We start from the raw sequence: 24,138 nt of genomic DNA, 5'->3' as shown, positions 1-24,138 counted from the left end.
TCCCCTCCCACCCCCCCCCCCCCCACCCCCCCCCCCTCCCCCGCCCCCCCCCCCCCCCCCCCCCCCCCCCCCCCCCCCCCCCCCCCCCCCCCCCCCCCCCCCCCCCCCCCCCCCCCCCACCCCTGTCTGATGCGGGTGCCGCGCGCCGGTGCGCGTCAGCGGAAGGTGCCCTGCGACACCGAGCCGGCGATCCGCCGCTGGAAGATGATGTACACGATCAGTACGGGCACGACGGTGACCACGATCGCCGCGAACAGCCCGCCGTAGTCGATGTCGTAGACCTGTGAGGACGCGTAGGCGGCCATCCCCTGGGTCAGTACCCATTTGTCCTGGTCGGTGTTGAGTGCCACCGGCAGCAGGAACTGGTTCCACAAGCCCAGGAAGTTGAAGATCGCCACCGCGGCCATGCCCGGCTTGGCCATCGGCAGCATCACCTGGAAGAACGCCCGCCAGTCACCCGCGCCGTCGATCAGCGCGGCCTCGTAGACGTCGTGCGGCAGCGACCGGAAGAACGAGTAGAGGAAGAACATCGTGAACGGCAGCGCGAACGCCACGTACGTCAGGATCAGCCCCGGCCGCGTGTTCAGCAGCCCGAAGTTCTGGAGCTGGAAGAACAGCGGCACGATCGCCAGGAAGACCGGGAAGGTCAGCCCGGCGAGCATCACGTAGTAGATCAGCCGGCGCCCGGGGAACTCGAACCGGGCCAGGATGTAGGCGCACATCGCGCCCAGCAGCATGACCAGGACCAGCGCGCAGACGACGATGATCACCGAGTTGAGGAAGTACTTCCCGATGCTCGCGTCGGTCCACGCGTGCGCGTAGTTCTCGAACCGCCACTTTTCCGGCAGGGAGAACGGCGAGGACAGGATCTCCTTGGTCGTCTTGAACGACGAGACCAGCACCCACAGCATGGGCACGATCACGATCACGGACCACAGGATCAGCAGGGTGTGCGAGATCACCGCGAACCGGCGGTCGCTGTTCGCGGCGGCGCGCGTCAGCTTGCGGTCACGCGCCGGCTTGCGGTCCGTCGTCTGCTCCCGGTCGGCGACTACGGCGCTCACTGGGCACCTCCCTTGGCTGCGCTGCGCCGAGCCTTGGCTCCGGACGCCTTCTTTCTGCCCTCGCCCTCGCCGCCGCCGGTCAGGCGGTTGACGAGGAACACGAGCGCCGCGAACACCAGGGTGACGACGGCGAGGACGACCCCCATCGCGGTGGCGAGTCCGAACTGCTGCTTGGCGAAGGCGACATTGAACAGCCGCTGGCTGATCGTCAGGGTCGAGTTGTTCGGGCCGCCGCCCGGCAGCATCGCCTGGACGTAGACGAACGAGTCGAGCGCGGCGATGCCCAGGTAGATGTAGCCCGTCTGCACCGTGTCCCGGATCGACGGCAGGGTGACCGAGAGCGTCATCCGCAGCCGGCCGGCTCCGTCGATCCTGGCCGCCTCGTACAGCTCGGCCGGGACGCCCTTGATCGCCGCGATGAAGAGCACCGCGTAGAACCCGACGAGACCCCAGACGATGACGAACATCAGGGCCGGCATCGCGCTCGCCGTCTCGCCCAGCCACGCGAACGTGTCGAACTGGTCGAGGCCGAGCCCGGTGAGGATGCCGTTGACCAGACCGGCGTTCGGGTCGTACATCTGCGCCCACACCAGGCCGACGATGATCGCCGGCACGACGTAGGGGAAGAACGAGACGATCCGGTAGAACGAGGCTCCCTTGATGCCCCGGACGGGGCCCCTGCTGGGGCCGCCCAGGGTGACCGCCACCGCGACCCCCAGGGCGAGCGTCAGCGTCACCAGCGGCACGCAGACCGCGAGGAGCGCGATGTTGCGCAACGCCTTCATGAAGACGTCGTCCTGGAACATCTTGGTGAAGTTGTCCAGGCCGACGAACTCGTAGTCCGGGCTGAAGCCGCGCCAGTCGGTCATCGCCCAGAAGATCGCCTGGACGAAGGGGTACAGGACGAAGAGCACGAAGATGGCCAGCGGGACACCGAGGAACGCGAGGAAGAACGTCACCCGGTCGAAGGTGAGCTTGCGGCGCCGGGGCCGCCCACCGCGAGCGGCCGGCGTGGGCCGGCGGCTCGCGGTGTCGGAGATGGTGGTCGTTTCTTTCATCGCGGTGCTAGCTGACCTTGATCTTGTCGACGGAGTCGTCTTCCCGGATCTTGTCGGAGATCTTCTGCAGCGCCGAGGTCAGCCCCTTGCCGTCGATGTCGCCGGAGAGGAAGGAGTTGAACGGCACCAGCTGGTCCGTGTTCATCCCGTACGCCTCGATGAAGTTGTACGTGAAGATGTTGGTGCCGGCGGCATCGAGCATCTTCGTCTGCGAGACGAGGGCCGAGGACCCGTAGCCGTCGGCGGGCACGGTGCCCTTGACGATCGTCGGGGCCAGCTTCGTCTTGGAGAAGTTCGACGCCGCCTTCTCGGACAGCATCGCCCGCAGGACTTCCTTGCCGCCGGCCGGGTTCTTGCCCTGCTTGGGCACGATGAACGGCTCGCCCGCGGCCGCGCGGATCGCCTCGTAGGGCAGCTTCGGCTTGTCGGTGAGCGTCATCGACGGGAAGCCGGTCATCTGGAAGTCGTCCTTGGTGGCCTTCTTCATCTCGTTCTCGATCCAGCCACCGGACGGGTAGAGCAGCGCCTTCTGGTCGTTGCTCCAGATCGCCTGCGCCTTCTGGAACTGGGTGCCCGAGCCGCCGGGGACGAACATCTTCTGCTTCACCATGGTCTCCATGACCTTGATGACGCCCTGGACGGCCGGGTGCGACCAGCAGCCCTTCTCCAGGTTCTCCAGCGCGAGCCGGACCTCGTCGCCGCCCTCCTTGATCGCCGAGTCGATCAGGAGCGTGCGGTAGTAGGTCGCCGCCTCCTTGCCGTGGACGAAGAGGTACTTGCCCTTCTTCTTCGCCTTCTGGCCGAGGTCGAGCGCCTCGTCCCACGTCTTCGGCGGGGTCCAGCCGTTCGCCTCGAACAGGGTCTTCGAGTACCAGACGGCGTAGACCGTCATCACGTAGTTGAGCCCGACGAACTTGTCCTTGAACGTGCCGGGGCCCTTGACGCCGGGGTAGACGATGTCGGCGATCTTCTTGCCCTCGTAGGTGTTGGCCTCGAAGACGTCGTCGAGCTCCTCGAGCTGGTCGAGGATGCCGAGGAAGCCGATCTGGTCCTCGCCGGAGTTGTCGATGAGGTCCGGCGGGTTGCCGCCGACGAAGCGGGGCTGGAGCTCCGGCGCGATGTCCACGACGGGCTTGACCTTGACCTGGAGGCCCTTGACCTGGCTGCCGACGACCTGGTTGGTGTAGTCGACGTAGTCGGTGCCGTAGCCGCCGTCGAAGATGGCAGCGTCGACCTTCGAGTTCTTGGCGACGCCGAACGGGTTCGTGGCGCTCTTCTCGCCCTTGGGGCCACCGCCGCCGTCGCCCTTGCCGGAGGGAGAGCCACACGCCACCGCGAACGAACCCATCGCCGCGGTTGCGATCGCCCCGCGCAGGAGCGTCCGCCTGTCGAGAGAGCCGGAACGAATGGTCATCTCTGCATCCTCACTGATCGGTTGGAGCTGTACGGGTGTGCTGCGTGTGCGGCCGGCGGGCCGGGTCGGCCCGGCCCTCGCCGCACGTCTCGTTGAGCGCGCCCCAGGTGCGGGTCTCCGCCAGAGGGGTCCGCGGAGCTGTGCATCGGGGCGTTTCGCCGTCGTCCCGGTGCCGTTCGGCGGCACCGAGGGTGATCAGCTGAGCGATGCCGGAAATGCGGTCGCCGGGGCCGCGGCCGGAGCGACGGTCGCGCCCCGCCCGGTCAGATCGCGATGGCGTACGCCGGGGGTGGAACCCATGCTCAAGTCCTCGCCTTCTCCAGGACTCAGGCGGTGAACCGGATCCTCCCCGGCACCGCGGTGCTGTGCTGTGTCGTGCCCCTCGCGGAGGGGAAACACGGTTGGAGCTGAGTGCTGCGATGACAACCGGTGGCAAGGGGGGAACCCGACGGACCGCGCGCTCGCGCCCCCGCCGCTCTCCCCCCGTTCCCCGGGCCCGTCCGCGGCCGGTTCGCACCGGCCGGGCCAGACGCCGACAGGTATAGTCCACTTCCCGCGGGGTGGGCAAGATCGAATGCAGGTTTGGACGTCGGTCTTTTCCGAGTTGAGACCTCACAGAAACAAGCCACGGCATCGCCCTTGTCGACATTCCCCCGCGCCGCCGGCCGCCCCGCGTTCGGAGGTCGAACGCGGAGCGCGTTTCCGTGCCCCGTACACCCGAGCGAGTCCTCACCGGGCGTGTCGGCCCGTACGGTCCAACACCCTTGACACCCTTGGCCACTTGCCGCACTACTGGACCCTGCGCATCAAGCTGACAACGTTGTCCAAGCGCGCCGGGAGGGTGCAGGGATGCAGGGCGGAACCAGAGGACGCACGGGGTACAGAACGGGCCGGTACAGAGCCGGCCGGGGCCGGCCGGGGCTCGGCATCACGGCGGTACTGGGGGCGGCGGCCCTGGTCCTGACCAGCGCCGGACAGGGCGCGGCGGCTCCGCGGCCCGACGGGGAACGGGACGCGGCGCAGGGGTTCAGCTCCTCGTTCGAGGCGGGCCAGCCAGCGCCGGACTGGCTGAACACGGTCGACACGGACGCCGACGGGAAGAAGCGCGCGAGCGGCGTCGACGGCGGCTACGTCGCCGGGATCCCCGGCAATGTGAACGGGCACGTCACCGAGGTCCGGGCCAGCGCGGAGAACGCGGGCGGCGGGGAGACCAAGGAGAACCTGGTCGACGGGGAGTCCAGTACGAAGTGGCTGGCCTTCGCGCCGACGGCCTGGGTCGAGTACGACCTCGACTCCCCCGTGGAGGTCCGCAAGTACGCGCTGACCTCGGCGAACGACCACGACGAGCGCGACCCGAAGGACTGGGTCCTCAAGGGCTCGGCGGACGGCACGACATGGACCACCCTGGACAGCCGTACCGGGGAGAGCTTCGGGGCGCGGTTCGAGACGAAGACGTACGCGATCGAGAAGCCGGCCGCGTACGCGCACTTCCGGATCGAGTTCACGAAGAACAACGGCGCGCCGGACATCACGCAGCTCGCCGACCTGCAGCTGTCCACGGGCGACGAGCAGGCGCCGGCCCCCGAGGACATGCTCTCCCTCGTCGACAAGGGTCCGGGCGGCTCGCCGACGGCGAAGGCGGGCGCGGGCTTCACGGGGGTGCGCGCGCTGCGCTACGCGGGCACGCACAAGACGGACGGGCGCGCGTACTCGTACAACAAGGTGTTCGACGTCGACGTGGCGGTGGAGAAGGACACCGAGCTGTCGTACAAGATCTTCCCGCAGATGGCCGACAAGGACCTCGACTACGACGCCACGAACGTCTCGGTCGACCTGGCCTTCACCGACGGCACCTACCTGAGCGACCTGAAGGCCGTCGACTCCCACGGCGGGCTCCTCACGCCACAGGGGCAGGGCGCGGCGAAGCGGCTGTACGTGAACCAGTGGAACGCGGTGCGCTCCGGGATCGGCTCGGTCGCGGCCGGGAAGACGGTCGACCGGATCCTCGTCGCGTACGACTCCCCCAAGGGTCCGGCGAAGTTCCGCGGCTGGCTCGACGACCTCGGCATCGAGCGGGCGAAGCCCGCCGAACCGAAGGCGCACCTGAGCGACTACGCGTCGACGACCCGCGGCACGAACTCCAGCGGCGGCTTCTCGCGCGGCAACACCTTCCCGGCGACGGCCGTCCCGCACGGCTTCAACTTCTGGACGCCGGTGACCAACGCGGGCTCGCTGAGCTGGCTCTACGACTACGCGCGGGACAACAACAAGGACAACCTGCCCACGATGGAGGCGCTGGCGGCGAGCCACGAGCCGAGTCCGTGGATGGGTGACCGCCAGACCTTCCAGATGATGCCGTCGGCGGCGAAGACGGTCGACACGTCCCGCGCGGGCCGCGCGCTGCCCTTCCGGCACGAGAACGAGACGGCCCGTCCGTACTACTACGGCGTGACGTTCGAGAACGGTGTGAAGGCCGAGATGGCCCCCACCGATCACGCGGCGGCGCTGCGCTTCAGCTATCCGGGCGACGACGCGAGCGTGGTCTTCGACAACGTCTCGGAGCAGGGCGGCCTCACGCTCGACCAGGACAAGGGGGTCGTCACCGGCTACTCGGACGTGAAGTCGGGCCTGTCGACGGGCGCGACCCGGCTGTTCGTGTACGGCGTCTTCGACAAGCCGGTGAAGGAGGCCGCGTCGGCGGGCGTGAAGGGCCACTTCACCTTCGACGCGGGCAAGGACCGCACGGTGACGCTGCGCCTGGCGACCTCGCTCATCAGCATCGATCAGGCGGCCGACAACCTGGCGCAGGAGGTGCCCGAGCAGCGGTCGTTCGCGCAGGTGCGGGACGCGGCGCGGGCCCAGTGGGACACCCTGATGCGGAAGGTGGAGGTGGAGGGCGCGACGGACGACCAGCTGACCTCGCTCTACTCCTCGCTGTACCGGCTGTACCTGTACCCCAACTCGGGCTTCGAGAAGGTCCGTTCGGAGGGCGACAAGGGAGGCAAGGGCGGCACGTACAAGTACGCCTCGCCGTTCTCCCCGATGCCGGGTCCGGACACCCCGACGCACACCGGCGCGAAGATCGTGGAGGGGAAGCCGTACGTCAACAACGGCTTCTGGGACACGTACCGGACGACCTGGCCCGCGTACTCGCTGCTCACCCCGGAGAAGGCGGGTGAGCTGGTCGACGGGTTCGTGCAGCAGTACCGGGACGGCGGCTGGATCTCGCGCTGGTCCTCGCCCGGGTACGCGGACCTGATGACGGGCACGTCGTCGGACGTGGCGTTCGCCGACGCGTACGTGAAGGGCGTCGAGGGCTTCGACGCCGAGGCGGCGTACAAGGCGGCGGTCAAGAACGCGACCGTGGTGCCGCCGTCGTCCGGCGTGGGCCGCAAGGGCATGGAGACCTCGCCGTTCCTCGGCTACACGTCGACGGACACCCACGAGGGCCTGTCGTGGGCGCTGGAGGGCTACCTCAACGACTACGGCATCGCACGGATGGGCCAGGCGCTCTACAAGAAGACGGGTGAGAAGAAGTACCGGGAGGAGTCGGAGTACTTCCTGAACCGGGCCCGCGACTACGTGAACATGTTCGACGGCAAGGCGGCCGGCACCGGCTTCTTCCAGGGCAAGGACGCCCGGGGCGACTGGCGCGTGAAGTCGCAGGACTTCGACCCGCGCGTGTGGGGTTACGACTACACGGAGACGAACGCCTGGGGCTACGCGTTCACGGCGGTCCAGGACAGCCGGGGCCTGGCCAATCTGTACGGGGGCCGCGGCGGTCTGGCGAAGAAGCTCGACACGTACTTCGCGACGCCGGAGACCGGTTCGGCGGAGGTCGCCGGCTCGTACGGCGGGGTCATCCACGAGATGACGGAGGCCCGGGACGTGCGGATGGGCATGTACGGGCACTCCAACCAGGTCGCGCACCACGTCACGTACATGTACGACGCGGCCGGGCAGCCGTGGAAGACGCAGGAGAAGGTCCGCGAGGTGCTCTCGCGCCTGTACACGGGCAGCGAGATCGGCCAGGGCTACCACGGTGACGAGGACAACGGCGAGCAGTCCGCCTGGTACCTCTTCTCCTCGATGGGCTTCTATCCGCTCGTCATGGGAAGCGGCGAGTACGCGATCGGTTCCCCGCAGTTCACGAAGATGACGCTGCATCTGGAGAACGGTGAGGACCTCGTCGTCAAGGCGCCCCGGAACAGCGCGAAGAACGTCTACGTGCAGGGCGTGAAGGTCAACGGCCGGACCTGGTCGAAGACTTCGCTCCCGCACTCGGTCGTGTCGAAGGGCGGCGTCATCGAGTTCGCGATGGGCGACAAGCCGTCGGCGTGGGGTACGGGCAAGGACGCGGCGCCGACGTCGATCACGCAGGACGACAAGGTGCCGGCCCCGCGCGCGGACGTCACGAAGGGCTCGGGTCCGCTGTTCGACAACTCCTCGGCCACCTCGACGAGTTCGGAGTCGGTGGAGCTGCCGGTCGGCGCGGACGGGGCTCGGGCGGTGCAGTACACGCTGACGTCCGGGGACCGGGCGAAGGCCCCGGCGGGCTGGAAGCTGGAGGCGTCGGACGACGGCACGTCCTGGAAGACGCTCGACACGCGCTCCGGTGAGTCCTTCGCGTGGGACCGCCAGACGCGGGTGTTCGGCGTGAGCGACCCGGGCGAACACCGGTACTACCGGCTGGTGTTCGCGGGTGGCGCGGCGACGGTGGCGGAGGTGGAACTGCTCGGCTGATCCCTTGCCCGGTTAATTGGTTGGACAGGGCCGCGTCACGGCGCTTAGTGTCTCGCACGAACCGTGACGCGGCCCTTGGAGGTGAGACCCATGTACAGAGAAGGCAAGTGGGTGCTCCTCCTTTCCCCACGGTCAGGCGATTGACGTAGGTCGCCCGGGAGCGCTTTCGACATGGCGATCCCGAAAAGGTGAAGACCTATGGAATCAACAGAACAGACCGGCTCGACGGTGATCTCGCGCGTCGCCGACCATCAGTGGCACGCGCTGGAGGACGACCTGGTGGTCGGCCGTGGTGAGGCCTGGCGGCGGCACGACGGACGGCTCTTCCTCGGCATCGACGTCTGGCGGGACGCGCTCTTCGGCCCGCTGGTCGAGGCCGTGCTCGCGGGACTCCCCCGCCCCCTGTACACGGTGGTCGACGAGGCCGACGCGGACCTCGTGTCCCGCTGGGAGCACGCCGGTTTCACCGCCGCGCGCCGCGAGCGCGTGTACATCGTTCCCACCGACCCGCAGGTCACCGGCCTCGGCACGGTCCGTCCACCGTCGGGCGTGACGCTCCTCCCCTTCGGCGCTCCGCAGCGGGACCCGCTGCGCGAACTGGACCGTGCGGTCCGGGACGAGGTCGGGGCCTCGGTCGGCTGGCAGGAGATGCCGGCCGAGGTGCTGCCCCGCCTCGACGACGCCGTCGTGACGGACCCGACGAAGTACACGGTGGCGCAGGAGTCCGGGCGCTACGTGGGACTGCTCCGGCTCGCACCGGTGCCGCGGCAGCCGCGGATCGGGCTCCTCGCCGTCCGGGCCGACTGCTGGCGCCGGGGGGTCGCGCGGGCGCTGCTCGCCGAGGTGCTCGGCTCCCTGCACGCGTCCGGGGCCGAGTCGGTGTCCGCCGAGGTCGGCGAGCGCAACGAGGCGGCCCTGGCCCTGTTCGAGAGCGTCGGCGCCGAGCGCGCCGGCGGCAACGTGGAAATGGTGCTCCGCTGATGTCGAAGACGAACCGCGGTATCGAGATCGAGGGCACCGTCATGGAGTGCCTGCGCGACGCCAAGTTCCAGGTGGAGCTGAAGAGCGGGCACACGGTGCTGGCGCACATCAGCGGCAAGATCCGGAAGAACTACATCAAGATCCTGCCGTTCGACCGGGTGCTCGTGGAGGTCAGCCCCTACGACCTGACGCGCGGCCGGATCGTCTACCGGTACCGCTGACCCAAGGCGGAGGGCCGCACCCCCGTCACCGGGGATGCGGCCCTCGACCGCCCTGCTGGGCCTGATGCCTACTTGCGGATCAGGTTGCGCAGCACGTACTGCATGATGCCGCCGTTGCGGTAGTAGTCGGCCTCACCGGGGGTGTCGATGCGGACGACCGCGTCGAACTCGACGCCCGTGTCGGTGGTGACCTTGACCGTGCTCGGCGTGGTGCCGTTGTTGAGCTCGGTGACGCCGGCGATGGAGAAGGTCTCCTCGCCGGTCAGGCCGAGCGAGTCGGCGTTCTGGCCGGCCGGGAACTGGAGCGGCAGGACGCCCATGCCGATGAGGTTCGAGCGGTGGATGCGCTCGTACGACTCGGTGATGACGGCCTTGACGCCGAGGAGCGCGGTGCCCTTGGCGGCCCAGTCGCGGGACGAGCCGGAGCCGTACTCCTTGCCGCCCAGGATGACCAGCGGGGTGCCGGCGGCCTGGTAGTTCTGCGAGGCGTCGTAGATGAACGACACCGGCGCGTCGGCCTGCGTGAAGTCGCGGGTGTAGCCGCCCTCGGTGCCCGGCGCGATCTGGTTGCGCAGGCGGATGTTGGCGAACGTGCCGCGGATCATGACCTCGTGGTTGCCTCGGCGCGAGCCGTAGGAGTTGAAGTCACGACGCTCCACACCGTGCTCGGTGAGGTACTGGCCGGCCGGGGTGTCGGCCTTGATGGCGCCGGCGGGCGAGATGTGGTCGGTGGTGACCGAGTCGCCCAGCTTGGCCAGGACGCGGGCGCCGGAGATGTCGGCGACCGGGGCCGGCTCCATGCCCATGCCCTCGAAGTACGGGGGCTTGCGGACGTAGGTGGACTCGGCGTCCCACTCGAAGGTGTTGCCGGTCGGGATCGACAGGGCCTGCCACTGGGCGTCGCCCGCGAAGACGTCCTCGTAGGACTTGTCGAACATGTCCTCGCCGATGGCGTTGGCCACGACGTCGTTGACCTCGGCCTCGGAGGGCCACAGGTCGGACAGGTAGACCGGCTTGCCGTCCTGGTCCGTGCCGAGGGCGTCCTTGGTGATGTCGACCTTCATCGAGCCAGCGATGGCGTACGCGACGACCAGCGGCGGGGACGCCAGGTAGTTCATCTTGACGTCGGGGTTGATGCGGCCCTCGAAGTTCCGGTTACCGGAGAGGACGGACGTCACGGCCAGGTCGTGGTCGTTGACGGCCTTCGAGACCTCCTCGGGCAGCGGGCCCGAGTTGCCGATGCAGGTGGTGCAGCCGTAGCCGACCAGGTTGAAGCCGACCTTGTCGAGGTACGGCGTCAGACCGGCCTTGTCGAAGTAGTCGGTGACGACCTTCGAGCCCGGGGCGAGGGTGGTCTTGACCCACGGCTTGCGGGTCAGGCCCTTCTCGACGGCCTTCTTCGCGACGAGCGCGGCGGCGACCATCACGTACGGGTTCGACGTGTTGGTGCAGGAGGTGATCGCGGCGACGGTGACGGCGCCGTGGTCGATCTCGTACGTCGAGCCGTCGGGGGCGGTCACGGTGACCGGCTTCGACGGGGCGCCGTTGGGGTGGTTCGCCGGGGCGTCGGAGGCCGGGAAGGACTCCTTGCCCGCCTCGTCGTCGTCGGCGACGTAGTTGCGCACGTCGACGGCGAACTGCTGGGCGGCGTTGGCGAGGACGATGCGGTCCTGCGGGCGCTTCGGGCCGGCGATCGACGGGACGACCGTGGAGAGGTCCAGCTCGAGCTTCTCGGAGAAGTCCGGCTCGGCGGCCGGGTCCAGCCAGAGGCCCTGCTCCTTGGCGTACGCCTCGACGAGCGCGACCTGCTGGGCGTCACGGCCGGTCAGACGCAGGTAGTTCAGGGTCTCGTCGTCGATCGGGAAGATCGCGGCGGTGGAGCCGAACTCCGGCGACATGTTGCCGATGGTGGCGCGGTTGGCCAGGGAGGTGGCGGCGACGCCCTCACCGTAGAACTCGACGAACTTGCCGACGACGCCGTGCTTGCGCAGCATCTCGGTGATCGTGAGGACCAGGTCGGTGGCGGTGGTGCCGGCCGGGAGCTCGCCCGTCAGCTTGAAGCCGACGACGCGCGGGATCAGCATGGAGACCGGCTGGCCGAGCATGGCGGCCTCGGCCTCGATGCCGCCGACGCCCCAGCCCAGGACGCCCAGGCCGTTGACCATCGTGGTGTGCGAGTCGGTGCCGACCAGGGTGTCGGGGTAGGCCTGGCCGTTACGGACCATGACCGTGCGGGCCAGCTTCTCGATGTTGACCTGGTGCACGATGCCGGTGCCCGGCGGGACGACCTTGAAGTCGTCGAAGGCCGTCTGGCCCCAGCGCAGGAACTGGTACCGCTCGCGGTTGCGGCCGTACTCCAGGTCCACGTTCTGCTTGAAGGCGTCGCTCGTGCCGAACTTGTCGGCGATGACGGAGTGGTCGATGACCATCTCGGCCGGGGAGAGCGGGTTGATCTTCGCCGGGTCGCCGCCGAGGGCCGCGACGGCCTCACGCATGGTCGCGAGGTCCACGACACACGGGACACCGGTGAAGTCCTGCATGATCACGCGGGCCGGCGTGAACTGGATCTCCTGGGCGGGCTGGGCCTGCGAGTCCCAGTTGCCGAGGGCACGGATGTGGTCGGCGGTGATGTTCGCGCCGTCCTCGGTGCGGAGCAGGTTCTCCAGGAGAACCTTCAGGCTGTAAGGGAGGCGCGCGGAGCCCTCGACCTTGTCCAGCTTGAAGATCTCGTACGACTCGTCGCCCACGCGCAGCGTGCTGCGGGCGTCGAAGCTGTTCGCCGACACGACAGTCTCCTTCATATATGTGCGCGTTCCACCACATCCTGCCGACACGACGTGCTCGCCGATCCGCTAAGGTAAGGCTTAGTTAGGTAACCCTTACCCTCGGGGCGGCGAGGTCGCGCGACTGCGGCACGCCTCGGCAGATATCTCGATGTCGAGATAACTCTAGTACATCACCCGCCGGTGCCATCAAGCGGCGCCGTTCCATCGTCGTACGCCACCCGCCGCTCCACCAGTGCTACAGGGAGGGTGTCGCCTTCAGGTCGCCGTCATCGACACAGCGGAGCTGCTTGGCCAGGGCCAGGGAGAAGGAGTGGGCGACGGTGACGTAGGCGCGCTTCAGACTCTGGGGGTCACCTTCGGGCTCCTTGAACACGTCCGGGTTCTCAACTTCGACAGTGATGTGGTCGGGTATGGCGACGGGCACGCCGTTGGCATGACAGGAGAAGGAAACGAAGGCGCGGTCGGTCGCCCCACCGGCCCGGTCGCCCATCGGGAACAGGGTGAACTTCGAGGCGGACGGCCCGTCCGGGCCGCTGTCCTCCATGCGCCAGCGGACGCGCAGGCGGTCGACCCGGGCATCGGCAGATGTGAAGATGCCGCAGATCTCCCCTCTCGCCACGGTCGTAGAGACGGACGCGCGGGACAGTTTCGCGGCGGCGGCCGCGACGGTGGTCTTCTTGTTCGTGGGTTCGAACCGGTCGGCCCCAGTGATCACTTCGAGGGCCTCACCGGCGCCCTTCGACAGCACAGAACCTCCGCAGAGCTGCTCCGCGCGCGCGATGTACCCGGGCGTCGGCGACGCGGCCCCTCCGCCGCCCGAGCCGCAGCCCGCGGTGGCGAGCACCAAGGTGCAGGCCACGAGTGCACCGCGGCCTCCACGCGCCCGGGGACGACTGGTCACCATCGGAGTCCTTTCGCGTGCGGACATGTACGTGCGGCCAAGAGATATACGGCAGGGCTACCCTCCCCCGCAGGGGGTGGACCGTGAATGTGACGCTCGGCGCACTCGTGGCGGCCGCCGGGGTCGGCCTCGTCGCGCTCGGCCTGCTGGCGGGTGGTCGGGCGAGGCGGCCCTTCAACGTGCGGCGCGCGCACGCGGCCGAACGGCGTCGGTATCCGGTGGCGCTGAAGCGGGCCTGCGACATGGCGATCGCGGAGGCGCGGCGGCGGGCGGGGCCCGGGGAGCCGGCGATCGTGCGGGTGGACGCGGCGCTGGAGTTGATGCGGGGGCACTTCGGGTTTGTGTACGCGCGGCGGGAGGATGCGGCGGCGGCGATGCGGAGACGGTTCCGGGAGCGGGGCTGTGCGGTGGGCTGTGTGACGGATGCCTGACGCCGGGCGCTGCCGTAGTAGGCGTTCCTGTCGCATTCCTGTCGGCGCGACACTCCGTCAAGTCCGCATATGACCGTAATCATCCACTTCCGCCACTAAGGTCACATCGGCCCCATCGGTCACGAGTGCGGTCGCTGAGGCTCCGTCAAGCCCCTTCACCCGAACGGGCCCCACGGAATGCGTCATCTCATATCTGAGATAACCTGCCGCTATGGCAGACGACTACCTCGTACGCATCGGCAAGCTCATCCGTGACGCCCGGCAGCACCGGGGCTGGACGCAGGCACAGTTGGCCGAGGCACTCGGAACCAGCCAGAGCGCCGTCAACCGCATCGAGCGCGGCAACCAGAACATCAGCCTTGAGATGATCGCGCGGATCGGCGAGGCCGTCGACAGCGAGATCGTGTCGCTCGGCTACTCGGGCCCGATGCACCTGCGGGTCGTCGGCGGCCGCCGCCTGTCCGGCGCCATCGACGTCAAGACGAGCAAGAACGCGTGCGTGGCGCTGCTCTGCGCCTCCCTCCTCAACAAGGGCCGCACGGTACTGCGCCGCGTCGCCCGCATCGAGGAGGTCTACCGGCTCCTCGAGGTCCTCAACTCCATCGGCGTGCGCACCCGCTGGATCAACGACGGCGTCGACCTGGAGATCGTGCCGCCGGCCACGATCGACATGGGGTCGATCGACGCGGAGGCGGCCCGCCGCACCCGCTCGATCATCATGTTCCTCGGCCCGCTGCTGCACCGCCTGGACCACTTCAAGCTGCCGTACGCGGGCGGCTGCGACCTCGGCACCCGCACGATCGAGCCGCACATGATCGCGCTGCGCCGTTTCGGGCTCGACATCACGGCGACCGAGGGGCTCTACCACGCCGAGGTCCAGCCGGACGTGGCCCCGGACCGCCCGATCGTGCTGACCGAGCGCGGCGACACCGTGACGGAGAACGCGCTGCTCGCCGCGGCCCGCCACGACGGCACGACCGTCATCCGCAACGCCTCGTCCAACTACATGGTCCAGGACCTCTGCTTCTTCCTGGAGGCGCTCGGCGTCCGCGTCGACGGCATCGGCACGACGACGCTGACCGTGCACGGTGTCCCGCACATCGACGTCGACGTCGACTACTCCCCCTCCGAGGACCCGGTCGAGGCGATGAGCCTGCTGGCCGCGGCCGTCGTCACCGAGTCCGAACTCACCGTGCGCCGCGTCCCGATCGAGTTCCTGGAGATCGAGCTGGCCGTCCTGGAGGAGATGGGCCTCGACCACGACCGCTCCACGGAGTACGTCGCCGACAACGGCCGCACGCGCCTGGTCGACCTGACGGTCCGCCCCTCCAAGCTGGAGGCGCCGATCGACAAGATCCACCCGATGCCGTTCCCGGGCCTGAACATCGACAACGTGCCGTTCTTCGCGGCGATCGCGGCCGCCGCCCAGGGCAAGACCCTCATCCACGACTGGGTCTACGACAACCGCGCGATCTACCTCACCGACCTCAACCGCCTCGGCGGCCGCCTCCAGCTCCTGGACCCCCACCGCGTCCTGGTCGAGGGCCCGACCCGCTGGCGCGCCGCCGAGATGATGTGCCCGCCGGCGCTGCGCCCCGCGGTCGTCGTCCTCCTCGCCATGATGGCGGCGGACGGCACGTCGGTGCTGCGCAACGTGTATGTCATCAACCGGGGTTACGAGGATCTGGCGGAGCGGCTCAACTCGGTGGGCGCGCAGATCGAGATCTTCCGCGACATCTGAGCCGCCCCGCTCCGGCCGCGCCGCTCGGCCGCGCCGGAGCTAGAACAGGCCGTGGCTCCGCCCGTGTTCCGCGCGGTGCTCGATCACCTCGCGGAACCACGGGCTGCGTGCGGCGGGCAGCCGTGCCGCGGTGCGCCGGAACACCCATCGGTCCACCCAGAAGTGCCCGCGCCCGCCCGGCGGGATCGGGTAGTCGCACCGTACGAGCGGGGGCAGACCGCCCGACACCGGTTCCGGTACGGGCCCGCGCGGTTGCGGGCGGACCAGGGCCAGCCACACGTCGACGGGCAGCGGCACCCGGTACGCCGAGCGGGCGGCACGGGGCGGTGTCCACTCTTCTCCGGTCTGTGGATGGACCGGGACGAGGAGCACGTCCGCGGCGCCCTCCGGCGCGGGCAGCCCGGGTCCTGCCAGTACGGCACGGCGCGCGGGCGGGCCGGCGGGCAGCAGCGCGTCGAGGCCGCGCCGGAACACCTGCGCGGTCAGGCCGTCCGGGACCGCCAGCGGCTCCCCCTCGGAGGCCGCGATCAGGTGGGCCAGCGCCTGCCCGGCCGCGGCTTCCCACCGGGGGTTCCACGACCAGTAGTGCCCTGTCCCGAATCGTCCGCCGCCCCAGGTCGCGATCGGTTCGAACGGGACCGAGGGCTGCGCCTGGGCCATCACCCGCTCCCAGGCCAGAGGTTCGGCCGCGTCCCCTTCGGTGGGAACGCGGCGCACGGCGCCCGATAGGAGCCACACCGCCTGCCAGAGCGAGCAGTCGTCGACCCGGGTCGCCACGGGCGCCGCGCAGGAGGCGCAGGCCATGTTCGGGCCGTCACGGCCGTCCAGTCCGCAGCAGGCCCCGTCGCTCTTCCCGGGGATCAACCGGGTGCCGCGCGTGTCACCGGGCGCGACGACGACCGCGCCGGCCGGGGCGTCCGACAGCCGCGGCTCCGGCAGGTGCACACCGCGCCGCGCGGCCTCTCCCGGGGCGAGCTCGTCCCACGTCCGCCACGGCGGCCCCCACGGCTCCGGATCCACGGCGTACGTCCCCGCCTCCATCAGCACGGGCAGCTGCACGCCGTTCCCGTAACTCTGATGCGCGTGGGCCGGCAGGACGACCCGGAGCACCTCCGCGGTGAGCCCGGCACCACACTCCGCGCAGACGAACACAGCCAATACCCCTCGGCCCCTCCCCTTGGAAACCCCGGAATCCTCGCACCGGCCCGCCCACGGGACAATCGAGATTCGGGAACGGGACGGTGGCCAGGACCCGCACCGGAAGGGCAACAGAAGGGACGCCCATGGAGTCTCGGCAACTCGTCGCGCTGCTGCGGGAGATCGTGGCGGCGAACCCACGCACGCGTGCGCTGGGCGCCGACCGGGTCACCGATCTGATCCGCGCGTATCAGCCCGGCGAGGTCACCACTTTGGTGACCGCCCTCGCCGCCGGCGCGGCCGAGGAGCGGGATCTCGTGGCGCTCGAGGCCCAGTTGCACGCGATCTTCGAGCTGACGTTCACCGGTCAGGTGCGGCGGGCCCACCTGGCGCACCTGGAGCAGCTCCGCACCCGCGATCTACCGGCCGAGCTGCACGACTACCTGCGGGATCTCCTGGACGACGAGCGGTTCAGACCCGAAGCCTGACCGCCCGGCGCCGGGTCAGGAGGGACCCGGGGTGTGTGTCACGTCCGGACGTACGATCGGGTGCGCTTGGTGGTGGCGCGTCGGCGTCTGAGCAGCAGGCCGACGCAGACCGCCGAACAGGCCAGACCGGCGCAGAGCAGGAACGTGGCCCCGGGCCACACCGCGGCGCTCGTGGCGCCGTCCGACCACGAGCAGGTGACGGCCGGTGGAAAGGCCTCCACGCGCACCGAGGTCAGTGCGGCCTCCCGCCACGCGTCGGTGTGTGCCCCGGAGCCGTCGGTGTCCGCGCAGAGGTCGAGCGGGCGGACGAACGCCAGCCCGTAGCCGGTTCCGGCCCCCGTAGGCGGCGAGGGCGACCGCGCCGCCGAGCACGGCCCAGCGGGCCGGCTGCGAGGGCTTCTTCCTCGTCACCCACCACGCGTACGGCAGCGTGCCGATGACCATGAGAAGGAGCGTGACGGCCGGCGGTCCGAAGAGGGCGAACAGTGACATGGTCCGGAACCGGCCTCCCCCGCTTGCTCGTTGACCAGTGTGCAGGGGCGAAGACTAGCGAGGAGGCGGGGCCGCATGGTGCGGACGTACAGGTTTCGGGCGCGCCGTGGGGGCTTTGGGTTTGCTGCTGATCTCACGGGTGAGGTGGTGCGGCGGGGCGCGGCGGCGTGGAGCGGGAACGGGGCGCTGACCGTCCATGGCAAGGTCTCGCTCGCCCTTCCCGGCGCTCCCCTGTATTGGGAGGACTGTGCCTGGTTGGCGTTCGGGGCCGCGTTGCACGGGCCCGAGATGATGGCCTCGCACCCGGACGGGCTGGTCGTCGAGGTGCATGAGTTGCGGTATCCGGTGGCCGACTACCGGTGCGAGGTCGCGGCGTTGGCGATGAGCGGGTTTCTGCGGGAGGCGCTCGGGCTTCGGGGCGCCGCGCCCTCGGTGTCGTTCGCGGAGGAGGGCGGCGGCGCCCCGGTGTTCGACTGGGGTGCCGGCTCGGTCAGCCCGCCCCCGGTGGTCCCGCGCCTCCCTTGAGGCGTTCGATGTCGGACGGCCGGACCTGGATGGCCGTGAGGGAGATGATCAGGGCCACGACCGCGAACGCGGCGGCCACGATGAAGCCGGCCGAGACACCCGAGGCGAGGACCTGGTCGCCCCAGGGTGAGGGGAGGCGGCCGGTGCGGGCGAACTGGGCCTTCTCCAGCGGGGTCGCCTGCGCGAGGAAGGCCGGGACCTGGGTGTGGGCCTCGTTGTTGCTCGCCGTGCCGAAGACGGTGACGAGGATGGACAGGCCCAGCGAACCGCCCACCTGCTGGGTCGCGTTGAGCAGGCCGGACGCGGCGCCCACCTCGTGCGGCGCGACGTTCGACAGCGCCATCAGGGTCAGGGAGACGAACAGCAGGCCCATGCCGAGACTGAACACCAGCATCGGGCCGAGGATCGAGCCCGCATAGGTGGAGTGGACGTCGGTGAACGTCAGCCAGGACAGGCCGGCGGCCAGGAAGAGCGAGCCGAACGCCATGAACGGTTTCGGCCCGTACTTGGGCAGCCCCTGCGAGGTGAACCCGGCCGCCACCGCGACCACCGCGCTGACCGGCAGGAACGCCAGGCCGGCCTGGAGCGGGCTGAAGTCGAGGACGCTCTGCACGAACAGGGTCAGGAAGAAGAACATCCCGAAGATCGCCGCGGCGAGGCAGAGCATGATGCCGTACGTGCCCGCGCGGTTGCGGTCGGCGAACATGTGCAGCGGGGTGATGGGCTGCCGCGATCTCCGCTCGATCAGGATGAACGTGATCAGCAGGACGACCGCGACGCCGAACGACGTGAGGGTCAGGGCGTCCCGCCAGCCCTCCTGCGCGGCGCGGATGAAGCCGTAGACGAGCGCCACCATGCCGAGGGTGGAGGTGAGCGCGCCCAGGAAGTCGAAGTGGCCGGGGTGCCGTTCGGACTCCTTGACGTGCCGCGGGGTGAGGAAGGCGATGAGCAGGGCGATCGGCACGTTGACGAAGAAGATCCAGCGCCAGTCGAGCCATTCGACGAGGACGCCGCCGGCGAGGAGGCCGATCGCACCGCCGGCGGCCGAGACACCCGCGAACACACCGAAGGCCCGGTTGCGTTCGGGCCCTTCGTCGAAGTTCGTGGTGATCAGCGAGAGCGAGGTCGGCGAGGCGATGGCGCCGCCGACCCCCTGCAAGGCGCGGGCGGCGAGCAGCTGCCATTCGGCCTGGGCGACTCCGCAGAGCAGGGAGGCGAGGCCGAAGAGGAGCACGCCGAAGATGAAGACGCGGCGGCGGCCGAGAATGTCACCGGTGCGGCCGCCGAGCAGCAGCAGTCCGCCGAAGGTCAGCGTGTACGCGTTGACCACCCAGGACAGGTTCGTGGTCGAGAAGTCGAGCGCGTCCTGGATGTGCGGGAGCGCGATGTTCACGATCGTGATGTCGAGCACGACCATGAGCTGGCAGGAGGCGATCACGAACAGGGCGATGCCCTTGCCGTCGCCCTTCGGTGGGGCGGCGGTCGCTGCTGGTGTCGCGGGCTCGGGATGTGTCATCGCGCATCGCCCTCGTGTGAGGACCCGTGGGCCGTTCGGCCCACCCCTCGAAAATAAGCCCGCGCCCCGACAGCCACCAGTCGATCAAGGTCCGGCCGAAGAGGACTCAGATGGCCTTCTACGGCAGCATCGCCATGCCGTCGATCTCGACCATCGCCTCCTCGTCCCACAGGCGGACGACGCCGATGACGGCCATCGCCGGGTAGTCGCGGCCGGCCAGGTCGCGCCAGATGCGGCCCAGTTCGCGGGCGTGGGTGCGGTAGGCGGCGACGTCGGTCGTGTAGACGGTGACGCGAGCGAGGTCGGCGGGGGTGCCGCCGGATTCCCGCAGCGCGGTCAGGAGGTTGGTGAGGGCCTGGGTGAACTGGGCGGGGAGGGTGTCGCCGACGATCTTGCCATCCGCGTCCAGGGCGGTCTGGCCGGCGAGGAGGACCAGGCGGGTGCCGGTGGCGACGACCGCGTGGGAGAAGCCGGTGGGCGGGGAGAGGGTCGGGGGGTTCACCCGGTCGAGGTGGGAAGGGTGGGGGTGCTCGACTTCCGTCACTGGGCGGCCTTTCGCAGAGGGGCGTACAACTCCTTGGCGATGATGGCGCGTTGGACCTCGGAGGCACCCTCGTAGATGCGGGGGGCGCGGACCTCGCGGTAGAGGTGTTCGAGGAGGTGACCGCGGCGCAGGGCGCGGGCGCCGTGGAGCTGGACCGCGGTGTCGACGACGTGCTGGGCGGTCTCCGTGGCGAGGAGTTTGGCCATCGCGGCGGTGCGGGGGACGTCGTCCGCGCCCTCGTCGTAGGAGGAGGCGGCCGCATAGACCATGAGGCGGGCCGATTCGACGCGCAGGGCCATGTCGGCGACCTGGTGGGCGACGGTCTGGAGGTTCGCGAGCGGGCCGCCGAAGGCCTGGCGGGAGGCCGTGTGGGCGAGGGTCGCGTCCAGGGCGGCCTGGGCCATGCCGACGGCGAACGCGCCGACGCTGGGGCGGAAGAGGTTCAGGGTGCCCATCGCGACGCGGAAGCCGGCGTCGACCTCGCCGAGCAGGTCGGCCCGGGTGACGGGGACGCCGTCGAAGGCGAGGGCGCCGATGGGGTGCGGGGAGAGCATGTCGAGGGGCTCGCCGGTCAGGCCGGGGCGGTCGGCGGGGACGAGGAACGCGGTGACGCCGCGGGCGCCCGCGCCCTGGGTGGTGCGGGCGAAGACCGTGTAGAGGTCGGCCTCCGGCGCGTTCGAGATCCAGCACTTCTCGCCGGTCAGGCGCCAGGCGTCGAGGCCGTCCGGTTCGGCGGCGAGGGAGAGCGCGGCGGCGTCCGAGCCCGCGCCCGGCTCGCTCAGCGCGAACGCGGCCACGGCGCGGCCCGCGGTGACCTCCGGCAGCCAGCGGGCGCGCAGTGCGTCGCTGCCGTGGGCGTGCACGGGGTGGGCGCCGAGGCCTTGGAGGGCGAGGGCGGTCTCGGCCTCCGTGCAGACCCGGGCCAGCGACTCGCGCATCAGGCACAGGTCGAGCGCGCCGGAGGTGAAGAGGCGGTCGAGGAGACCCAGGCGGCCCAGTTCGGCGACGAGCGGGCGATCGATCCGGCCCGGCTCGGCCTTCTCGGCGAGCGGGACGAGATGCCGCGCGGCGAGCTCGCGAATCTCGGCGCACCAGGCGACCTGTGACGGTTCGAGTGAGAATGACCCCATACGGCCTTGCTCCTCCCGGTCGAGCACCCTCGGCTTCCCGGGAACCGTATCGCGCCCCGTTGACTGTCGTCACCATCACGATACGCTCGATGTGCGACCAACCGACATCCGGCCATCAGCAGTCGCGTGAACGCGACGGCCCGGCGCGCCCATCCGGCGTGCGGGCCCACACGGCAAGGGGGCGCCCGGCGATGACCTCACCGTCCGCACCGCACGATCCGCAGTCCGGCCCGTCCACCGCTCCGCCCCCGCTGTCGCCCTCGGCGTACACGGACACGTTCGCCCGCGACCATCTGCCGGCCGCCGAGCTGTGGCCGGGGCTCGCCTTCGAGCTGCCCGAGCTCCGGTACCCGCAGCGACTGAACTGCGGGGCCGAGCTGCTCGACGCGACGGCGGAGCGGTTCGGGGCGGACCGGCCGGCCTTCCACTCCCCCGGCGAACCGCCGTGGACGTACGGGGAGTTGAAGGCGACCGTCGACCGGATCGCGCACGTCCTGACCGACGACCTCGGCGTCGTCCCGGGCAACCGGGTGCTGCTGCGCGGCCCCACCACCCGGCATCTGGCGGCCTGTTGGCTCGCCGTGATGAAGGCGGGCGGGGTGGCCGTGACAGTGCTGGCGCAGCAGCGGTCCGCCGAGCTGGCCACGATGTGCGAGATCGCGCGGGTCGGGCACGCGCTGTGCGACGCCCGCGCGGTGGACGACCTGCTCAAGGCCGAGGTCCCGGGGCTGCGGATCGCCACGTTCGGCGGGGACGGCCCCGACGACCTGCTCAGCCTGGCCGCCGGGAAGCCCGACGCGTACGAGGCGGTGGAGACGGCCTCGGACGACGTCGCGCTCATCGCGTTCACGTCCGGGACGACGGGCCGACCCAAGGGCTGCATGCACTTCCACCGGGACGTGCTCGCGATCGCCGACACGTTCTCGCGACACGTCCTGCGGCCCACCCCGGACGACGTGTTCGCGGGCAGCCCGCCGCTCGGCTTCACCTTCGGTCTCGGCGGCCTCGTGATCTTCCCGCTCCGGGCGGGCGCCAGTGCGCTGCTGCTCGAACAGGCGGGCCCGCGCCAACTGTTGCCGGCGATCGCCGAGCACCGGGTGTCGGTGCTGTTCACGGCGCCGACCGCGTACCGCGCGATGCTCGCCGAGATGGCCGCGGGACCGCACGACGTGTCCTCGCTGCGGCGCTGCGTCTCCGCCGGGGAGAACCTGCCGGCGGCCACGTGGGAGGCCTGGCACGAGGCGACCGGGCTGCGCATCATCAACGGGATCGGCGCGACCGAGCTGCTGCACATCTTCATCTCGGCGGCCGACGAGGCGATCCGGCCCGGCACCACGGGCGTGCCCGTGCCCGGCTGGCAGGCCCGGATCGTGGACGCGGCGGGCGCCGAACTCCCGGACGGGGAACCCGGGTTGCTCGCGGTGCGCGGGCCGGTCGGCTGTCGCTATCTCGCCGACGAGCGGCAGACCACGTACGTACGGCACGGCTGGAACGTCACCGGGGACACCTATGTCCGTGAGCCCGACGGCTACTTCCGCTATCTCGCCCGCGCCGACGACATGATCATCTCGGCGGGTTACAACATCCCGGGGCCCGAGGTCGAGGACGCGCTGCTCAAGCATCCCGATGTGACGGAGGTGGCGGTCGTGGCGCGGCCCGACGAGGCGCGCGGGCAGATCGCCGTCGCGCACGTCGTGCTGCGGCCGGGCGCGCGCCGCGATCCGGAGGCGCTGCGCGAGTTCGTGAAGGCGGAGCTGGTGCCGTACAAGTGCCCGCGCGTCATCGAGTTCCTGGACGCGCTGCCGCGTACGGCGACGGGGAAGCTGCAGCGGTTCCGGCTGCGGGAGCCGGGCGGCGGGGCGGCCCCGGACGCGGAGTGATCCCGGCGTGCGCGAGCAGGGCGGACCGTACAGTGATCACGTGTCCGAGCAGCCCGTCCCCACCGTCCACACCCCGCGGTCCCTCATCGTCACTCTGTACGGAGCGCACGGGCGGGACTTCCCCGGGCCCGTGCCCGTCGCCGAACTGATCCGGCTGCTCGGCGCGGCCGGGGTCGACGCGCCGTCGGTCCGCTCGGCGGTCTCCCGGCTCAAGCGGCGCGGCCTCCTCGTGCCCGCCCGCACCGAGGCGGGCGCCGCCGCGTACGCCCTGTCCGACGACGCCCGCCAGCTCCTCGACGACGGCGACCGACGGGTCTACGGGACGCCGGAGGCGGGCGAGGGCTGGGTCCTCGCGGTGTTCTCCGTGCCGGAGTCCCAGCGGGCTCGGCGGCACGTGCTGCGGTCGACGCTCAGCGGGCTGGGGTTCGGCACGGCGGCGCCCGGCGTGTGGCTGGCGCCCGCCGGGCTGTACGAGGAGACGCGGCACACGCTCGAACGGATCGGCTGCGCCGGGTACGTCGATCTGTTCCGGGGCGAGCATCTGGGGTTCGCGGCGACGGCCGAGGCGGTGGCCCGCTGGTGGGATCTGCCGGCCCTCGCGAAGCTGTACGAGGCGTTCCTCGGGGAGCAGGAAGGGGTGCTGCGGGCCTGGGAGGGGCGCCCGGTCGCCGACCCGCGCCTCGCCTACCGGGATCATCTGCTGGCCCTGGACTCCTGGCGGCATCTTCCTTACGCGGATCCGGGGTTGCCGCGGGAGTTGTTGCCGGTGGACTGGCCGGGGGTGCGGGCGTTCGAGGTCTTCCGGGCGCTGGACGGGTTGCTGCGCGATGCGGCGGCGGGATACGTGCGCGCCGCGGGGGGTTAGGTCTCGTCGCGGGGTGTGGGCCGGTGGGGCTTCTCGCGCAGTTCCCCGCGCCCCTGAGATGCGCACTTCGTGCGCCATCTCATCGGGGAAATGCCGCCCGAAGGGCGTGCATTTCAGGGGCGCGGGGAACTGCGCGACCAGCCCCCCCCCCCCCCCCCCCCCCCAACCCCCCACCCCCCGCCCCCGCCCCTGGGGGGGTGGGGGCGGGCCGGCGGCCCGGC

General features: G+C 70.5%; 18 protein-coding genes. 9 read left to right on the top strand and 9 right to left on the bottom strand.

From position 1 onward, the window contains the following. Positions 1–155 precede the first annotated feature (155 nt). Genes ACIBTU_RS30615 through ngcE form a run of 3 tightly spaced genes read right to left on the bottom strand, consistent with a single transcriptional unit; the run spans position 156 to position 3,536 of the window. A complete protein-coding gene (locus ACIBTU_RS30615) occupies positions 156–1,064 on the bottom strand; it encodes a carbohydrate ABC transporter permease (RefSeq protein ID WP_399129810.1) in 909 nt (302 codons plus the stop codon). Then, positions 1,061–2,122 carry a carbohydrate ABC transporter permease gene (locus ACIBTU_RS30610; protein WP_399129809.1) on the bottom strand — a complete coding sequence of 354 codons (1,062 nt, stop codon included), beginning with the start codon at positions 2,120–2,122 and terminating at the stop codon, positions 1,061–1,063. The genes ACIBTU_RS30615 and ACIBTU_RS30610 overlap by 4 nt, the downstream gene beginning before the upstream one ends. 7 nt (positions 2,123–2,129) lie before the next feature. Further along, positions 2,130–3,536, bottom strand: coding sequence for an N-acetylglucosamine/diacetylchitobiose ABC transporter substrate-binding protein (gene ngcE, locus ACIBTU_RS30605; protein WP_399129808.1), 1,407 nt, complete (start codon positions 3,534–3,536; stop codon positions 2,130–2,132). An 849-nt stretch (positions 3,537–4,385) separates the two neighbouring features. Here ngcE and ACIBTU_RS30600 point away from each other — a divergent pair. The 3 genes from ACIBTU_RS30600 (at position 4,386) to infA (ending at position 9,481) form a co-directional block, all read left to right on the top strand. Further along, positions 4,386–8,279 carry a GH92 family glycosyl hydrolase gene (locus ACIBTU_RS30600; RefSeq protein WP_399129807.1) on the top strand — a complete coding sequence of 1,298 codons (3,894 nt, stop codon included), beginning with the start codon at positions 4,386–4,388 and terminating at the stop codon, positions 8,277–8,279. A 198-nt stretch (positions 8,280–8,477) separates the two neighbouring features. Then, on the top strand, positions 8,478–9,260 hold the full coding sequence (locus ACIBTU_RS30595; protein WP_399129806.1) for a GNAT family N-acetyltransferase: 783 nt from the start codon (positions 8,478–8,480) through the stop codon (positions 9,258–9,260). After that, complete coding sequence (gene infA / locus ACIBTU_RS30590) at positions 9,260–9,481, top strand: translation initiation factor IF-1 (RefSeq protein WP_399129804.1); 222 nt, start codon at positions 9,260–9,262, stop codon at positions 9,479–9,481. Before ACIBTU_RS30595 ends, infA begins: the two co-directional genes overlap by 1 nt. A 68-nt stretch (positions 9,482–9,549) precedes the next feature. Here infA and acnA read toward each other — a convergent pair whose 3' ends face one another. Together acnA and ACIBTU_RS30580 are read right to left on the bottom strand one after the other, a co-directional pair. Next, a complete protein-coding gene (acnA, locus tag ACIBTU_RS30585) occupies positions 9,550–12,282 on the bottom strand; it encodes an aconitate hydratase AcnA (protein ID WP_399129803.1) in 2,733 nt (910 codons plus the stop codon). A gap of 220 nt (positions 12,283–12,502) precedes the next feature. Next, positions 12,503–13,126, bottom strand: a complete 624-nt coding sequence (locus ACIBTU_RS30580) for a hypothetical protein (protein WP_399129801.1) — start codon at positions 13,124–13,126, stop codon at positions 12,503–12,505. 125 nt (positions 13,127–13,251) lie between these two features. Here ACIBTU_RS30580 and ACIBTU_RS30575 point away from each other — a divergent pair, with 125 nt between their 5' ends. Both ACIBTU_RS30575 and ACIBTU_RS30570 read left to right on the top strand, forming a co-directional pair. Then, entirely contained in the window at positions 13,252–13,599 is a 348-nt protein-coding gene (locus ACIBTU_RS30575; RefSeq protein WP_399129800.1) for a hypothetical protein, read from the top strand. A 211-nt stretch (positions 13,600–13,810) separates the two neighbouring features. After that, on the top strand, positions 13,811–15,340 hold the full coding sequence (locus ACIBTU_RS30570) for a helix-turn-helix domain-containing protein (protein WP_399129799.1): 1,530 nt from the start codon (positions 13,811–13,813) through the stop codon (positions 15,338–15,340). A gap of 39 nt (positions 15,341–15,379) precedes the next feature. Here ACIBTU_RS30570 and ACIBTU_RS30565 read toward each other — a convergent pair whose 3' ends face one another. Continuing rightward, positions 15,380–16,498, bottom strand: coding sequence for a hypothetical protein (locus tag ACIBTU_RS30565; protein WP_399129798.1), 1,119 nt, complete (start codon positions 16,496–16,498; stop codon positions 15,380–15,382). 125 nt (positions 16,499–16,623) lie between these two features. Between ACIBTU_RS30565 and ACIBTU_RS30560 the strand changes: the two genes are divergently transcribed. Both ACIBTU_RS30560 and ACIBTU_RS30555 read left to right on the top strand, forming a co-directional pair. Further along, positions 16,624–16,965, top strand: coding sequence for a hypothetical protein (locus ACIBTU_RS30560; protein ID WP_399129797.1), 342 nt, complete (start codon positions 16,624–16,626; stop codon positions 16,963–16,965). 567 nt (positions 16,966–17,532) lie between these two features. Beyond that, positions 17,533–17,982, top strand: coding sequence for a hypothetical protein (locus ACIBTU_RS30555; RefSeq protein ID WP_399129796.1), 450 nt, complete (start codon positions 17,533–17,535; stop codon positions 17,980–17,982). Here ACIBTU_RS30555 and ACIBTU_RS30550 read toward each other — a convergent pair. The 3 genes from ACIBTU_RS30550 to ACIBTU_RS30540 all read right to left on the bottom strand — a co-directional run bounded on the left by ACIBTU_RS30550 (position 17,948) and on the right by ACIBTU_RS30540 (position 21,172). Next, complete coding sequence (locus ACIBTU_RS30550) at positions 17,948–19,498, bottom strand: MFS transporter (RefSeq protein ID WP_399129795.1); 1,551 nt, start codon at positions 19,496–19,498, stop codon at positions 17,948–17,950. The genes ACIBTU_RS30555 and ACIBTU_RS30550 overlap by 35 nt on opposite strands. 118 nt (positions 19,499–19,616) lie before the next feature. Continuing rightward, positions 19,617–20,000: a RidA family protein gene (locus ACIBTU_RS30545; protein ID WP_399129794.1), complete on the bottom strand. Its 384-nt coding sequence runs from the start codon at positions 19,998–20,000 to the stop codon at positions 19,617–19,619. A gap of 38 nt (positions 20,001–20,038) precedes the next feature. Next, positions 20,039–21,172 (bottom strand): acyl-CoA dehydrogenase family protein, encoded by a 1,134-nt coding sequence (locus tag ACIBTU_RS30540; RefSeq protein ID WP_399129793.1) that lies wholly within the window; start codon positions 21,170–21,172, stop codon positions 20,039–20,041. A 191-nt stretch (positions 21,173–21,363) separates the two neighbouring features. Between ACIBTU_RS30540 and ACIBTU_RS30535 the strand changes: the two genes are divergently transcribed. Together ACIBTU_RS30535 and ACIBTU_RS30530 are read left to right on the top strand one after the other, a co-directional pair. After that, on the top strand, positions 21,364–23,052 hold the full coding sequence (locus tag ACIBTU_RS30535; RefSeq protein ID WP_399129792.1) for an AMP-binding protein: 1,689 nt from the start codon (positions 21,364–21,366) through the stop codon (positions 23,050–23,052). Between the two features lie 40 nt (positions 23,053–23,092). Next, a complete protein-coding gene (locus ACIBTU_RS30530; protein WP_399129791.1) occupies positions 23,093–23,917 on the top strand; it encodes a PaaX family transcriptional regulator C-terminal domain-containing protein in 825 nt (274 codons plus the stop codon). Positions 23,918–24,138 lie beyond the last annotated feature (221 nt).

The organism is Streptomyces sp. NPDC050145 (assembly GCF_044460245.1).
GTDB lineage: Bacteria > Actinomycetota > Actinomycetes > Streptomycetales > Streptomycetaceae > Streptomyces.
The sequence above is the reverse complement of the archived record's forward strand: the minus strand, read 5'-3'. Positions and strand labels throughout refer to the sequence as shown.

Bases quoted from the DNA above. Each gene is read 5' to 3' on its own strand.
- ACIBTU_RS30555 (WP_399129796.1), top strand. From the start codon at position 17,533: ATGGTGCGGACGTACAGGTTTCGGGCGCGCCGTGGGGGCTTTGGGTTT.
- ACIBTU_RS30560 (WP_399129797.1), top strand. From the start codon at position 16,624: ATGGAGTCTCGGCAACTCGTCGCGCTGCTGCGGGAGATCGTGGCGGCG.
- ACIBTU_RS30535 (WP_399129792.1), top strand. From the start codon at position 21,364: ATGACCTCACCGTCCGCACCGCACGATCCGCAGTCCGGCCCGTCCACC.
- ACIBTU_RS30595 (WP_399129806.1), top strand. From the start codon at position 8,478: ATGGAATCAACAGAACAGACCGGCTCGACGGTGATCTCGCGCGTCGCC.
- ACIBTU_RS30570 (WP_399129799.1), top strand. From the start codon at position 13,811: ATGGCAGACGACTACCTCGTACGCATCGGCAAGCTCATCCGTGACGCC.
- ACIBTU_RS30600 (WP_399129807.1), top strand. From the start codon at position 4,386: ATGCAGGGCGGAACCAGAGGACGCACGGGGTACAGAACGGGCCGGTAC.
- ACIBTU_RS30550 (WP_399129795.1), bottom strand. From the start codon at position 19,498: ATGACACATCCCGAGCCCGCGACACCAGCAGCGACCGCCGCCCCACCG.
- ACIBTU_RS30540 (WP_399129793.1), bottom strand. From the start codon at position 21,172: ATGGGGTCATTCTCACTCGAACCGTCACAGGTCGCCTGGTGCGCCGAG.
- ACIBTU_RS30610 (WP_399129809.1), bottom strand. From the start codon at position 2,122: ATGAAAGAAACGACCACCATCTCCGACACCGCGAGCCGCCGGCCCACG.
- ngcE (WP_399129808.1), bottom strand. From the start codon at position 3,536: ATGACCATTCGTTCCGGCTCTCTCGACAGGCGGACGCTCCTGCGCGGG.
- infA (WP_399129804.1), top strand. From the start codon at position 9,260: ATGTCGAAGACGAACCGCGGTATCGAGATCGAGGGCACCGTCATGGAG.
- acnA (WP_399129803.1), bottom strand. From the start codon at position 12,282: ATGAAGGAGACTGTCGTGTCGGCGAACAGCTTCGACGCCCGCAGCACG.